General features: G+C 72.1%; 14 protein-coding genes. 8 read left to right on the plus strand and 6 right to left on the minus strand.

Annotation, left to right across the window (positions count from 1 at the left end; genetic code table 11):
• Positions 1-14 precede the first annotated feature (14 nt).
• The 3 genes from OHT76_RS18010 to hutU are packed head-to-tail and all read right to left on the minus strand — an operon-like array spanning position 15 to position 4,263.
• Positions 15-1,355, minus strand: coding sequence for a formimidoylglutamate deiminase (locus OHT76_RS18010; protein ID WP_328876560.1), 1,341 nt, complete (start codon positions 1,353-1,355; stop codon positions 15-17).
• Complete coding sequence (locus OHT76_RS18015) at positions 1,346-2,560, minus strand: allantoate amidohydrolase (protein ID WP_328876561.1); 1,215 nt, start codon at positions 2,558-2,560, stop codon at positions 1,346-1,348. Before OHT76_RS18015 ends, OHT76_RS18010 begins: the two co-directional genes overlap by 10 nt.
• Before the next feature lie 38 nt (positions 2,561-2,598).
• Positions 2,599-4,263, minus strand: a complete 1,665-nt coding sequence (gene hutU, locus OHT76_RS18020; RefSeq protein WP_328871857.1) for a urocanate hydratase — start codon at positions 4,261-4,263, stop codon at positions 2,599-2,601.
• Positions 4,264-4,396: 133 nt separating this feature from the next.
• On the opposite strand from hutU, the gene OHT76_RS18025 reads away from it, so the two are divergent.
• The 5 genes from OHT76_RS18025 (at position 4,397) to OHT76_RS18045 (ending at position 8,244) form a co-directional block, all read left to right on the plus strand.
• Positions 4,397-5,818 carry a diaminopimelate decarboxylase gene (locus OHT76_RS18025; protein ID WP_443049804.1) on the plus strand — a complete coding sequence of 474 codons (1,422 nt, stop codon included), beginning with the start codon at positions 4,397-4,399 and terminating at the stop codon, positions 5,816-5,818.
• Between the two features lie 169 nt (positions 5,819-5,987).
• Positions 5,988-6,380, plus strand: coding sequence for a hypothetical protein (locus OHT76_RS18030; protein ID WP_328871859.1), 393 nt, complete (start codon positions 5,988-5,990; stop codon positions 6,378-6,380).
• Between the two features lie 82 nt (positions 6,381-6,462).
• Positions 6,463-7,389 carry a transcriptional regulator gene (locus OHT76_RS18035; RefSeq protein WP_328871860.1) on the plus strand — a complete coding sequence of 309 codons (927 nt, stop codon included), beginning with the start codon at positions 6,463-6,465 and terminating at the stop codon, positions 7,387-7,389.
• Between the two features lie 19 nt (positions 7,390-7,408).
• The gene (locus OHT76_RS18040; protein ID WP_328871861.1) at positions 7,409-7,855 is read left to right on the plus strand and encodes a roadblock/LC7 domain-containing protein; all 447 of its coding nucleotides are present in this window, start codon (positions 7,409-7,411) and stop codon (positions 7,853-7,855) included.
• A gap of 14 nt (positions 7,856-7,869) precedes the next feature.
• Positions 7,870-8,244, plus strand: a complete 375-nt coding sequence (locus OHT76_RS18045; RefSeq protein WP_328871862.1) for a hypothetical protein — start codon at positions 7,870-7,872, stop codon at positions 8,242-8,244.
• A 4-nt stretch (positions 8,245-8,248) separates the two neighbouring features.
• On the opposite strand, the gene OHT76_RS18050 is transcribed toward OHT76_RS18045, so the two are convergent.
• From OHT76_RS18050 to OHT76_RS18060, 3 genes are all read right to left on the minus strand, one after another.
• The gene (locus OHT76_RS18050) at positions 8,249-8,833 is read right to left on the minus strand and encodes a hypothetical protein (RefSeq protein ID WP_328871863.1); all 585 of its coding nucleotides are present in this window, start codon (positions 8,831-8,833) and stop codon (positions 8,249-8,251) included.
• Between the two features lie 91 nt (positions 8,834-8,924).
• Positions 8,925-9,779 carry a MurR/RpiR family transcriptional regulator gene (locus OHT76_RS18055; protein ID WP_328871864.1) on the minus strand — a complete coding sequence of 285 codons (855 nt, stop codon included), beginning with the start codon at positions 9,777-9,779 and terminating at the stop codon, positions 8,925-8,927.
• The gene (locus OHT76_RS18060; RefSeq protein WP_328871865.1) at positions 9,776-11,284 is read right to left on the minus strand and encodes an aromatic amino acid ammonia-lyase; all 1,509 of its coding nucleotides are present in this window, start codon (positions 11,282-11,284) and stop codon (positions 9,776-9,778) included. Before OHT76_RS18060 ends, OHT76_RS18055 begins: the two co-directional genes overlap by 4 nt.
• Positions 11,285-11,425: 141 nt before the next feature.
• Between OHT76_RS18060 and OHT76_RS18065 the strand changes: the two genes are divergently transcribed.
• From OHT76_RS18065 to OHT76_RS18075, 3 genes are read left to right on the plus strand one after another with little or no spacing between them, the layout of a single operon-like run.
• Entirely contained in the window at positions 11,426-12,457 is a 1,032-nt protein-coding gene (locus tag OHT76_RS18065) for an ABC transporter ATP-binding protein (protein ID WP_328871866.1), read from the plus strand.
• Positions 12,454-13,095 carry an ABC transporter permease gene (locus tag OHT76_RS18070; protein ID WP_328871867.1) on the plus strand — a complete coding sequence of 214 codons (642 nt, stop codon included), beginning with the start codon at positions 12,454-12,456 and terminating at the stop codon, positions 13,093-13,095. The genes OHT76_RS18065 and OHT76_RS18070 overlap by 4 nt, the downstream gene beginning before the upstream one ends.
• A gap of 1 nt (position 13,096) precedes the next feature.
• A complete protein-coding gene (locus tag OHT76_RS18075; RefSeq protein WP_328871868.1) occupies positions 13,097-13,759 on the plus strand; it encodes an ABC transporter permease in 663 nt (220 codons plus the stop codon).

The raw sequence follows: 13,759 nt of genomic DNA on the forward strand, positions 1-13,759 counted from the left end.
CTCGTGGGTGGTCGTCAGGCGCGGAGGGCTTCGACAGCCTTCGCCAGGGCTTGCGGCACATCGGGGACGAGCGTGTGCGCCCCGTCGCGTACGACGTGCCGGCCCGCCACGATCGTGTGCCGTACGTCCGCTGCTGTCGCGGCGAATACGGCCGTCTCGGCGCCGAGGCGTGGCAGCGGCCCTGCCGTTCTGACCGAGTCGAGCGCGATCGTCGTGAAGTCGGCGCGTGCGCCCGTCTCCAGGCTGCCCACGCCGTCCCAGCCGAGGGCCGCGTGGCCGTCGGCCGAGGCCGCCCGCAGAAGAGCCGCCACCGTCCAGTGGCCTCGCGTACGGGTGCGCAGGCGCTCGTTGAGCTCCATCGCGCGTGCCTCTTCGAGCAGGTCGATGACGGCGTGGCTGTCGGAGCCGAGGGAGAGGGGGGACCCTTCGTTCTGAAGGGCGACGGCCGGCCCGATGCCGTCCGCGAGGTCCCGTTCGGTCGTCGGGCACATACAGGTGCCGGTGCCGCTGCCGCCGATCAGAGAGATGTCCTCGGCGGTGAGATGGGTGTTGTGGACGCCGGTGGTGCGCGGCCCGAGGACGCCGTGGAGGGCGAGGAGCTGGGTCGGGGTGCATCCGTGGACTTCCAGGCACGCCTCGTTCTCGGCGGTCTGCTCCGACAGGTGCACATGCAGCGGGGCCCGCCGCTCCTCGGCCCACCGGGCCACGGTCGCCAACTGGTCGGCGGGCACGGCCCGTACGGAGTGGATGGCGGCACCGATCCGCGCGTGATCCCGTTCCTTGAGAACTGAACAGCGTTCGGCCCATTCCTGAGCCGTCCGGTCGGAGAAGCGGAGCTGGTGGGAGTTGGGCGGCTGTCCGAAGCCGGAGGAGAGGTAGGCGGTGTCGAGGAGGGTGATCCGGATACCGGCGTCGGCGGCGGCCGCGATGAGGGCCTCGCCCATGGCGTTGGGGTCGGCGTACGGGGTGCCGCCCGGGGCGTGGTGGACGTAGTGGAACTCGCCGACGGCCGTGATCCCGGCGAGCGCCATCTCGGCGTACACGGCCCGGGCGAGGGCGTGATAGCTGTCCGGGGTGAGCCGGTCGGCGGTGGCGTACATGACCTCGCGCCAGGTCCAGAAGGTGCCGCTGCCGACCTGGACGGTGCCGCGCAGGGCGCGGTGGAAGGCGTGCGAGTGGGCGTTCGCCAGCCCAGGGAGGGTGAGACCGCGGAGGATCTCGGCGCCGGGGGGCGGGGTGTCGATGCCCTGGCGGACGGCGGTGATCCGCCCGTCGCTGATGTCGATCGCGACGCCCGGCTCGACATGGGTGCCGAGCCAGGCGTGCTCCAGCCAGTACGTCCGTGTCACGTGCAGGCCAGCCCTTCCAGTACGTCGGCGAGTGCGAGCACCCCGGCCACGCAGTCGTCCTCGGCCGCGAACTCGGCCGGGGAGTGCGAGACGCCGGTGGGGTTGCGCACGAACAGCATGGCGGTCGGGATCGTCCCGGACAGGATTCCGGCGTCGTGTCCGGCGCCGGTGCCGAGGACGGGCACCTTGAGGTCGGTGTCCTTGTCCTCGTCCTTGCCGAGGATGCGGGCGAGTTCGTCGCGCAGGGCGTGGTCGAACTCGACGACGGGGGTGAAGGACTCGCGGACGATGTCGAGGTCGATGCCGTGGGCTGCCGCGTACTCCCGGGCGGCCTTCTCGATGCCGCCGACCACGCGGTCGAGGCCGGCCTGGTCCTCGGCGCGGGAGTCGAGCCAGCCGCGCACCAGGGAGGGGATGGCGTTGACGCCGTTCGGCTCGACGGAGATCTTGCCGAAGGTGGCGACGGCACCGGCGAGTTCGGCCTCGCGGCGGGCGGCGAGCACGGTCTCGGCGTACGACAGCATGGGGTCGTGCCGGTCCACGAGCCGGGTGGTCCCGGCGTGGTTGGCCTCACCCCGGAAGTCGAACCGCCACCGCCCGTGCGGCCAGATGGCACTGGCGATGCCGACCCGGTCGCCGGACAGGTCGAGGGCGCGCCCCTGCTCGACATGCAGCTCGACGAAGGCACCGATGCGCGCGAGCCGCTCGGGGTCGGGACCGATGGCGTCGGGGTCGTACCCGGCGGCCTCCATGGCCCGGGGGAGGGTGATTCCGTCCCCGTCGGTGAGCAGCTGCGCCTGCGCGAGGCTGAGCTGCCCGGAGGCGAGCCTCGACCCGACACAGGCGAGCCCGAACCGGGCGCCCTCCTCGTCCCCGAAATTCACGATGGCGAGGGGCTTGCTGAAGTGCGCGTCTCGGCCCCGGAGTTCATCGAGAGCGGCGAAGGAGGACACGACACCGAGGGGGCCGTCGAAGGCCCCACCGTCGGGCACGGAGTCAAGATGCGACCCGGTGACGACGGCGTCCCCGGCGGAGGGATCGCCGAGCCAGGCCCACTGATTCCCGTTCCGGTCGACCTCGTAGGCCAGTCCCCGGGACTCGGCCTGCGCCTTGAACCAGGCCCGGCATTCGGCGTCGGCACCGGTCCAGGCGTAGCGACGGTAGCCGTGGGAGTCGGAGTGCCGACCGATGGGGAGCAGCTCACGCCACATGGAGTGAAAGGAGCTGCCGCCCGGTACTGGCTGTTCGGTCACGCCGAGTCACCTTCGCGCATCGGGACCCGTACGCCCCGCTCATCGGCAACCGACTCCGCGATGTCGTAGCCCGCGTCCACGTGCCGGATGACGCCCATGCCCGGGTCGTTCGTGAGGACCCGGCGGATCTTCTCGCCTGCCAGCTTCGTGCCGTCGGCCACCGTCACCTGGCCGGCGTGGATGGAGCGGCCCATGCCGACGCCGCCGCCATGGTGGATGGAGACCCAGGAGGCACCGGAAGCGACGTTCACCATCGCGTTCAGCAGCGGCCAGTCGGCGATCGCGTCGGAGCCGTCGAGCATGGCCTCCGTCTCCCGGTAGGGAGAGGCGACGGACCCGCAGTCCAGGTGGTCGCGGCCGATGGCCAGCGGCGCCGCCAGCTCACCGCTCGCCACCATGTCGTTGAACCGCTCGCCCGCCTTGTCCCGCTCGCCGTACCCCAGCCAGCAGATACGCGCGGGCAGCCCCTGGAAGTGGACCCGCTCGCGGGCCATCTTGATCCAGCGGGCGAGGGACTCGTTCTCCGGGAAGAGGTCGAGCATCGCCTTGTCGGTCTTGGCGATGTCGGCCGGGTCACCGGAGAGCGCGGCCCAGCGGAAGGGACCCTTGCCCTCGCAGAACAGGGGGCGGATGTACGCGGGGACGAAGCCCGGGAAGGCGAACGCCCGGTCGTATCCGGCGAGTTGGGCCTCGCCACGGATGGAGTTGCCGTAGTCGAAGACCTCCGCACCGGCGTCCATGAAGCCGACCATCGCCTCGACGTGCCGGGCCATGGACTCCCGCGCGCGGGTCGTGAAGCCGGCCGGGTCCTTCGCGGCGTAGGAGGCCATGTCGTCGAAGTCGACGCCGACGGGCAGGTACGCCAGCGGGTCGTGCGCCGAGGTCTGGTCGGTGACGATGTCGATGGGGGCGCCCTCGGCGAGCATGCGCGGCAGCAGCTCCGCCGCGTTGCCGAGCAGGCCGATGGAGAGCGGGCGGCGGGCGTCCCGGGCCTCGACGGCGAGCTGGAGGGCGTGCTCCAGACTGTCGGCCTTCACATCGAGGTACCGGTGCTCGATGCGCCGCTCGATCGCGCGCGGGTCGCAGTCGATGCAGATCGCGACTCCGTCGTTCATCGTCACGGCGAGCGGCTGGGCGCCGCCCATGCCACCGAGCCCGGCGGTGAGGGTGATCGTCCCGGCGAGGGTGCCGTTGAACTTCTTCGCGGCGACGGCGGCGAAGGTCTCGTAGGTGCCCTGGAGGATGCCCTGGGTGCCGATGTAGATCCAGGAGCCGGCGGTCATCTGGCCGTACATGGTCAGACCGAGCTGTTCCAGGCGGCGGAACTCCTCCCAGTTGGCCCAGTCGCCGACCAGGTTGGAGTTGGCGATGAGGACGCGGGGGGCCCACTCGTGGGTCTGCATCACGCCGACCGGGCGGCCGGACTGGACGAGCATGGTCTCGTCCTGCTTCAGGCCCCGCAGGGTGCGGACCATCGCGTCGAAGGAGCGCCAGTCGCGGGCGGCCTTGCCGGTGCCGCCGTAGACGACGAGCTTGTCGGGGTGCTCGGCGACCTCGGGGTCGAGGTTGTTCTGCAGCATCCGCAGGGCGGCCTCCTGCTGCCATCCCAGGGCGCTCAGTTCCGTACCGCGCGGCGCTCGTACGGGGCGGGGTCCTGACATGGTCTGCCTCCTAGCGGATGGTGCTGCCGGATATTACTGCCGTTATTCACATCCTGGCGCTCTGAATAGAGCTAGTCAATACGTTCGTGCGCCAGCGCGGGCGCCCTGCGGATGTTTGTCTGGATACGTGGTCATGGGGAACGACTCGACGGGGGATGCGGTGGACAGGGATGCGGTGGACAGCGTCAAGGGCGGGCGGACAAGCGACGGCGAGCGGGCGGCGCGCCGGGACGAGGCGGTACGGGCCGCCGTGGAGCGGGGGCTGCTGGGGCCGGACTCCCCCATCGTGGGGCTGCTCGACGTCACCGGCATCCGGGAGTCGGCGGCGGAGCTGAGGTCGGCGTTCGACGCGGTCACCGCGCCCGGCACCCCGGTGCTGCACGCCTTCGCGGTCAAGGCGACCCCGCTGGTGCCGGTACTGCGACTGCTGCACGAGGCGGGGATCGGCGCCGAGGTGGCGAGCCCCGGCGAGCTTGCGCTGGCGCGGGCGGCGGGGCTGCCGCCGGAGCTGACGGTGCTGGACTCCCCCGCGAAGACGCCGGCCGAGCTGAGGGAGGCGCTGGCGCTCGGGATCGCGATCAACGCCGACAATCCGCAGGAGCTGGACCGTATCGACGCCCTGATGAAGTCGGCGCCGAGCCGTTCCCCGCTCGGAATCCGGGTCAATCCGCAGGTCGGCGCCGGTGCCATCGAGGCGCTGTCGACGGCGACGGCGACCTCGAAGTTCGGGGTGGCGCTGCGCGACGAGGGGGCGCGGGAGTGGGTCGTACGGGCGTATCTGGACCGGCCGTGGCTGACCCGGCTGCATGCGCACACCGGGTCCCAGGGCGTGCCGCTGTCGCTGATGGCGCGGGGCGTGGCGGAGACGTACGAGCTGGCCGAGGAGATCAACGGGCGGATCGGGCGACGGCAGATCGACACGGTCGACATCGGCGGCGGGCTGCCGGTGAACTTCTCCTCGGACGCCACGACACCGACGTACGCGCAGTACGCGCGGCTGCTGAGCGAGGCGGTGCCGGGGCTGTTCGACGGGCGGTACGGGCTGGTGACCGAGTTCGGGCGGTCGCTGCTGGCCAAGCACGGGACGGTGCTGGCGCGGGTGGAGTACACCAAGAGCGCGGGCGGGCGGCCGGTCGCGGTGACGCACGCGGGCGTGCAGGTGGCGACGCGGACGGTGTACGCGCCGGGGTCCTGGCCGCTCAGGATCGCCGCGTACGACGCGAAGGGGCGGCCGAAGACGGGGGCCGAGGTGGTCCAGGACGTGGCCGGGCCCGCCTGTTTCGCGGGTGATCTGCTGGCCGAGGCGCGGGCGCTGCCGCCGCTGGAGCAAGGGGACTTGGTGGCGGCACTGGACACGGGCGCGTACTACTTCGCGCACCACTACGCGTACAACTCCCTGGCCCGGCCCGGTGTTTACGGCTTTGCGCCGGGCGGCTCAGAGGGTGTCGCCTTCGCGACGGTGCGGGAGCCGCAGAGCCTCGACTCGATCGTGGCCGAATCCGGAGGGGCGCACGCGTCCGCCCTCACCACCCTCCGCACACCCGGCCGCGCTTGACGCACTCCGGCGGATCTGCGGTTCAACAGGCTGGTAAACAGGGTCAGTTGACCTACCTTAGCCATCCGCCGCATGTTCCACTGGAAAATGCCAGAACCCTCACCCGCCGCTCACACGTTGCGTAGTTTCGGCGTTACTCAGCCGAACCCGAGGCGGGAGGGGAGCCACGGTGCCCGGAATCGACGAGTGCCTGCTCGAGGCCATGCGGCTGCCCGGAGCACGGGGCGTGGCGCTGGTCGACTGGACCAGCGGGCTTGCCCTGGGCACGGTCGGCGAATCCCCGGGCGGCGATCCGGAGGCAAGCGCGGCGGAGGCGGCGGAGCTGGCCCGGCTGGCGGCGGAGCACCGGGCGTTCGCGCCGGGCGACGACGCCGACGAGGCGGAGCTCCCGCTCGAGGACCTGATCCTCAGCAACCGGGACAGCTACCACGTGCTGCGGTTCGTCTGGACGTCCTTCGACAGCAGCGTCTTCCTGCACCTGTGGCTGAACCGCGAGGAGGGCAACCTCGCTCTGGCCCGGATCCGACTCGGGGAGCTGGCCGGACGGCTGGTGCTGGGATGAGGGCGCTACGAGCCATGGCGACCGGACGGTGGTCCTGGCATGACGGCGCGACGAGCCACGCCGGCCGGGCGGTGGTGCCGGCATGACCGCACTGCGAGCCACTCCGGCCGGACCGCCCCGGCTGCCGGTGCGGGACCGAAGTACGGCCGGGGAGCGGGCGCCGCGCGGACTTTCGCCGATGCTGAGCCGGCTCGCCGCCGAGCAGGCCACCGGCGTCCTGCTGCGCGAGCGCGGCACGCTGTATCTCGCCGAGGGCCGGGTGGTGCATGCCGAGAGCCCGGCCGCCCCGGGTCTGGACGTCCTGCTGACCGCGCACGGCACCCTCTCCACCGCCGCCTGGCGGGACGCCGTCGCCCGGGCCGACGACCGGCACGGCGCCGCCCGGCTCCTGGTCGACGGCGGCCGGATCACCCCGGGCACGCTGGAACTGTGCCACCTGGGCGCGCTCTACGACGCCGCGTACTTCGCCCTCGCCCCCAGCAGCACCCCGGGCCGCTTCCGCTACGGCACCGGGCACTGGCTCGGCCCCGTGCACCCGGTGCCGGTGGCCGCCGTCGAGCGCGAGACGCTGCGCCGCCGCGACCTGCTGCACCGCATCTGGCCCGACCCGGGCACGGACCAGGCCCCCCTCGCCCGCGCCGACCCGCTCCGCACCCCGATGCTCACCGCACGCCAGCGAGCGGTCGTGGCCCTGCTGGACGGCGTACGCACGGCGACGGACATCGCCCGCGCCCTGGGCCGCCCGGCGTTCCACACCCTGGTGGACATACGACGCCTGGCAGCGGCGGGAGTCCTGACCCCACGGCCCGTGGAGCCGGAGCGCACGGCCGCGGTAGCCACCCCGCTCAGCCCCCCGAGCACCCCGCGGTCCGAGCCTCCGAACCCGACCCCCGCACCCCCACCCCTCCCCACCCGACCGAACCCCCCGTCCCCCGCGGAGCGCCTCGCGGTTGACGACCCCGATGTCGCCCTGCTGAAGAGAGTCCGGGATGCGCTGGAGGCGCTTTGATCGACAAAGGAGAGAGTTGATGGGCGCCGAGGCGTCGATAGTCGATGAGTTGCAGCGGCTCCGAGCCCATATCCCCCAGCTGACCGGCTCCCTCGTGGCCGGCGTCGACGGGCTGGTCGTTGTCGAGGACACCCCCGGTGTGGAGCCGGAGGGCGTGGCCGCGCTCACCGCCGCCGCGCTGGGCGTGGCCGTGCGGCTCACGGACGTCACCGGCCGGGGCGAGCTGCGCGAACTGCTCGTCCGCGGCCGGGACGGCTATGTGGCGACATACGCGGCGGGCCGGAGCGCCGTACTGACCCTGCTCGCCCGGGACGACGTCAGCGTGGGCCGTCTCCATCTGGAGGGCCGCCGCGCCGCAATCCGGATCGGGGAGCTGGTCGACAGCGCCGTAGTAGCCACCAAGCCCCGCGCGAAAGCCCAGCGCACCGCACCTACCCCCCAACCACGCACCACCACGGAGAGTTGAGAGGAAGCACCGTCATGGCCAACACCGAGACCTCGCTCAAAGAGGCACTGACCTCGATCGAGGGCGCGACCGGAGTCGCGCTCGTCGACTACACCAGCGGCATGGCCCTGGGCACCCTGGGCGGCAGCAAGAGCTTCGACCTGGGCGTGGCCGCCGCCGGCAACACGGATGTCGTACGCGCCAAGATGCGCACCATGGAACACCTCGGTCTCAAGGGCGAGATCGAGGACATCCTGATCACCCTGTCCGACCAGTACCACCTGATCCGTCTGCTCAGCGGCCGCAGCGGCAACGGCCTCTTCCTGTACCTGGTGCTGGACGCCAAGCGCGCCAACCTGGCGATGGCCCGGCACCAGTTGAGGAAGATCGAGCAGGACCTGGAGATCTGACGCCCTAGACCAGCGCGTCGGCGCGGCGGCGCGCCCCGCCCGGGGCCGCGTCGCCCGCCGCGATACCGGTGGAGCGGTAGGCCTTGACGGCCTTTCCGGCGGGACGCCCGCCGCCGCCCGCGAGCCAGTCCACACGGACCCACAGCAGCTCTTCCTCGGCCCGCTCGCGCCGCCCGATCCAGCCGGACTTCAGCCACAGCCCGGCGCCCGCCCCGGCCAGCAGCATGCCGCCCGCCGCGGGCACCGCGAACGCGCTGCCGAGGGCGGCCGCGAAGGCCCCCACCAGCCACCAGCGATGGCCCCGGCGCCAGTTCCGTACGGTCACCGCCCGGTCCTGGAGCACATCGTGCTTGCCCGCGCGGGCGGTCCCGCGCATGAGGGCGCCGTACCGCCTGCGCCGCCGGTACGCCACGACCGCCGTCGTGACGATGAACAGCGCCGCACCCGCCAGCACCCCGATCCGGCGCCCGGTCAGGCCCGGCACCAGTACGCCGATCCCGGCCGCGAACACCCCGAGCCACCACAGCGGTGCCGCTCCGGCCCGTACGACGACGGCCACCCGAGCGAGACCCTGACCTCCGCGTGCCACGTTCCGCCTCCCAATCGCCTCGCAGTCGAACTCGCAGTGGCGGGAGGGTAGCGGGCCTACGTGAGACCTGTCTGAGAAGCCACGAGAAGTGTCACTCCACGAACAGGCCCCGCGCCGCCGCCCGCACGTCGAACTGCTCCAGGCGGGCCTGCGCGTCCGGCAGGTCGTCGCACATGGCCTCCAGCAGGACCCGGCCGAGCAGCATCGGGGCGCACGCGGTGTCGAAGGCGAGCCCGGTGCCGACCGCCGCGGGCAGCAGCAGGTCGGAGGCCTTGGCGACGGGCGCGAAAGCGGAGTCGGCGACCGTGACCACGGTCAGCCCGGCCTCCTTGGCGTAGCCGAGGGTGTCCAGGACCTCGCGCGGATGCCGGGGCAGCGCGAAGCAGAGCAGGGCCGTGGCCCCGGCCCGGACGCAGGCGTCGATCCGGTCGTGGATCATCGTGCCGCCCTCGTTCAGCAGCCGGACGTCCGGATGGACCTTGGCGGCGAAGTAGGCGAAGCCGTACGCCTGGGAGGCCGCCGCGCGCAGTCCGAGCACCGGCAGTGGCCGGGAGGCGGCGAGCAGTCGGCCCGCCCGCTGCACCGGGCGCGGGTCGGCCAGCAGCTCCGCCAGATGCCGCAGGTTTTCGATCTCGGCCTCGACGGCCTGCTGGTACTCGTTGTACGCGCCCGGGGCGGCCGCCGGTTCGGCGGGCGCGACCTCGCGCAGATGCTTGCGCAGGGCCGGGTAGCCGTCGAAGCCGAGGGCGACGGCGAAGCGGGTCACGGACGGCTGGCTGACACCGGCCAGTTCGGCCAGTTCGACGCTGGAGAGGAAGGGCACGTCGGCGGCCCGGCGCACCATGCTGTGCGCGATGCGCCGCTGGGTCGGGGTCAGCCGGTGCCCCTCGAAGAGCGCCTGCAGCCGTGCCGCCGGGGTGTCCCCCGTGTTCCTGTCCGCGCTCATGCCGCGCTCCCCCTCCAGATCTCCGTGAACCGGTCGAGCAGCCGGGCCGCCGCCGTCACGTCGTCCGTGAGCGGCCGGTCGGCCTGGTCCTCGTCGAGCACCGCCTCGGCGAGCTCCAGCGCACGCCCTGCCGGAACTCCCGGCTCGGGCCTGAGGCCGCGCTGGCGCAGCGCCCTTACGGCGGCGACGAGTTCGCAGCCGACGACGAGACGGTACGCGCCGCACGCGCGCAGCGTCTGCCGGGCGGCGAGCGAGGCGAAACTGGCCTGTTCCTCGACGCCCCGGGAGAGTACAGCGTGACCGAGGGAGGCGGGCGCCGAGAAGGCGCGCAGGTCACCGAGGGCGGCCGCGGCGGAGTACTCCAGGATCATCACGCCGGACGAGGCGGGCTCGTTGTCGGCGAGGAAGGGCCTGAGGCGGGTGTAGGCGGGCTCGTTGAGGGTGGACAGGCGGGAGGTGGAGAGCCGGGCCACCTGGGTGACCGCGAGCCGGAAGTGGTCCAGGGCGAGGGCGAGTTGGGCCTGGTAGAAGCCGCCGTGGTGGTAGGCGGCCAGGTCCTCGACGGCGATCAGCGGGTTCTCGGCGGCGGCGTTGATCTCCACCGCGAGCACCGTCTCCAGGGCGTCCGCCGCGTCCTGCGCGGGGCCGTGGATCTGCGGCACACAGCGGAAGCCGTACGGGTCCTGGATCCGGCCGAGCGGGGGCGTGGGCCGGTCCGCGGCACCGATCAACTCCCGCATGCTCCGGGCGACTTCGGTGGAACCGCGGTGCGGTCGGGCCTCGTGGACGGGGGCGGCGTAGGGCTCGTGCGAGCCGTCGACGGCGAGGAGGGACAGCGCGGCGACGACCTGCGTGGCGGCGATGAGCCCGCGCAGCTCGTGCAGGGCGAGCGCGGCCTGGCCGAGGGTGAGGGCGTTGCTGCTGATCAGGGCGAGGGCGTCGTTGTTGTCGAGGGGCTGCGGCTCAGGGGCACCGGCGCCGCGCCAGGGGTGTTCTCCGGCGAGCGCGAGACCCACCTGCGCAAGCGCCGCCAGATCCCCTGTACCCACCGAGCCGAACTCGTTGACGACCGGATACGCCCCGCTCTCCAGCGCCTCGCACAGCGAAGTGACCACGGTCGGCCGCAGCCCCGCGCCCCCCGCCAGCAGCTGATTCGCCCGTACGGCGAGCATGGCCCGCACCTGTCGTGCCGGAAGCTCCTCCCCGATGCCCCCCGCATGGCTGCGCAGCAATCGGAGCCCGTGCCCGGCGGCGGCCTCGGTCGGCACATCCTCGTTCCGGTTGGCGCCCACGCCGGTCGAGCGGCCGTAGACGCGCCCCGTCGCGGCGATCTGCCGGGCGGCGTCCCAGGAGCGGGTGGCCCGCTTCATCGCCTCGTCCTCCGGCGCCGGCCGCGCGGCTCCGTCGGCGAGGCGGACGACGTCCGCGACGGAGAGTCCGCGGCCGTCGAGGAGTACCGACCCGGTGTCCCCGGCCACCGACCTGTCCACGATCCGAGACGACATCAAGCCCAAACTCCCCTCAATCCGGACACCTGATCTTGCGCATCGGTCATCCGTTACTTCGGATTTACACCAACCCGTTGACAACCTATTCAGCTACAGAGAACTCTGCATGACGTTATACAGCCGGGCAAGGGACAACTCATGATCCAGTTCGACGCGGTCCACAAGCGCTTCCCCAACGGCACGACAGCAGTTCACGATCTCACCCTCGACCTGCCGGAAGGCGGCGTCACCGTCCTCGTCGGATCCTCCGGTTGCGGCAAGACGACCACCCTGCGGATGGTCAACCGGATGATCGAGCCGACCTCCGGCACCATCCGGGTCGGCGGCAAGGACGTCACCGAGCAGGACGCCGCCGAGCTGCGCCGTTCCATCGGCTACGTCATCCAGCAGGCCGGCCTCTTCCCGCACCGCACGGTGCTGGACAACATCGCCACCGTGCCGCTGCTGCTCGGCTGGGGCCGCCGCAAGGCGCGTACGAAAGCGGCCGAGCTGCTGGAGACCGTCGGCCTGTCCGCCGAGGCCGGCAAGCGCTACCCGCACCAGCTCTCCGGAGGCCAGCAGCAGCGCGTCGGCGTTGCGCGCGCCCTCGCCGCCGACCCGCCGGTGCTGCTCATGGACGAGCCGTTCGGCGCGGTCGACCCCGTGGTGCGCACCCAGCTCCAGGACGAACTGCTCCGGCTCCAGAAGGAGTTGAGCAAGACCATCGTCTTCGTCACGCACGACATCGACGAGGCCGTACGGCTCGGCGACCGGATCGCCATCTTCCGCACCGGCGGCCAACTGGTGCAGTGCGCGACCCCGGCCGAACTCCTCGCCCGCCCCGCCGACGACTTCGTGGCCGACTTCCTCGGCGCCGAGCGCGGCCTGAAGCTGCTCTCGCTGAAGACCCTGGCCGAGGTCCCCCAGGGCCCCGCGCCCCAAGGCGACTGGACCCTCGTACTCGACGAGGCCCGCAAGCCCCTCCACTGGGCGAGACAGGACGCCGAGCTCCCCGTACGACCGCTCAAGGACAGCGACTCCCTGCTCTCCGCGCTCAACGAGTCGCTCTCCTCCCCCACCGGCCTGATCGCCCGCGTCGACGCCGACGGTGTCCTCACCGGCGTCTCCTCGCGCGATGACATCCATGAGCACGCGGGCCGGGCGCACACCGAAGCGCGGGTGGCCGCATGACCATCGACTGGTCGTGGATATCCGGCCATACCGACGACCTCACCACGCTCACGGTCTCCCACCTCCAGGCGGCGCTCAGCGCGGTAGCACTCGGCCTGCTGATCTCGCTGCCGCTGGCGGTCGTCGCCCACCGCGTCCGCCCCCTGCGCGGCTTTCTGCTCGGCCTGTCGAACGTGCTCTTCACGATCCCCTCGATCGCGATCTTCGTGCTCCTGCTCCCGATCAGCGGTCTGACCCGGACCACCACCGTCATCGGCCTGACGGTCTACACCCTGGTCGTCCTGCTCCGGAACACGGTCGAGGGCCTGGACTCGGTGCCCGCGAAGACGAAGGAGGCGGCGAAGGCGATGGGCACGCGCCCGCTGCGCACGCTGCTCACGGTCGAGTTCCCGCTCGCCCTCCCCGTGATCATGGCGGGCGTCCGGATCGCGACGGTCATGTCGATCTCGCTCGTCTCGGTCGCGACCTACATCGGCGACGGCGGCCTCGGCCAGCTCTTCACCGACGGCTTCCAGCGCAACTTCCCGACCCCGGTGATCGCCGGAGTGGTCCTCACCCTGCTGCTGGCCGTGGTCGCGGACGCGGCTCTGGTCGCCCTCCAGTACGTGCTGACCCCCTGGCGCAGGAGGCGAGCCTGATATGTACGAACTCATCAAGAACCTCGGCGACTGGCTGACCAGCGGCGAGCAGTGGACCGGCCCCGACGGCATCGCCCACCGCCTCACCGAGCACCTCCAGTACTCGCTCCTCGCCACCCTCATCGCGGCCGCGATCGGCCTCCCGCTCGGCCTGCTGATCGGGCACACCGGCAAGGGCGCGTTCCTCGCGATCAACCTGGCGTCCTTCGGCCGCGCCCTGCCCACCGTCGGTCTGGTCGTGCTGGTCTTCCTGGCCAGCGGTCTGTCCATGACGCCGGTGTACGTCGCCCTGGTCGCCCTCGCGGTCCCGGCGATCGTCACCAACACCTACGCGGGCATGACGGCCGTGGATCCGGATGTGAAGGACGCGGCGAAGGGCCAGGGCATGCGCGGCCACCAGGTCCTCTTCCAGGTGGAACTCCCGCTGGCCCTCCCCCTGATCATGACCGGCCTGCGCCTGGCGCTGATCCAGGTCGTCGCGACGGCGACCATCGCCGCGTACGTCTCCTTCGGCGGCCTGGGCCGCTACGTCTTCGACGGTCTGGCCCAGCGCGACCTGGTGCAGGTGCTGGGCGGCGCGGTGCTGGTGGCCGTGATCGCCGTAGCCCTGGATCTGTCGCTCTCCGCCCTTCAGCGCTTCCTCTTCCGCCACCGCACTGCCTAG

Origin of the sequence: Streptomyces sp. NBC_00287, from assembly GCF_036173105.1 — a bacterium.
In the GTDB taxonomy this organism is placed as follows: Bacteria; Actinomycetota; Actinomycetes; order Streptomycetales; family Streptomycetaceae; genus Streptomyces.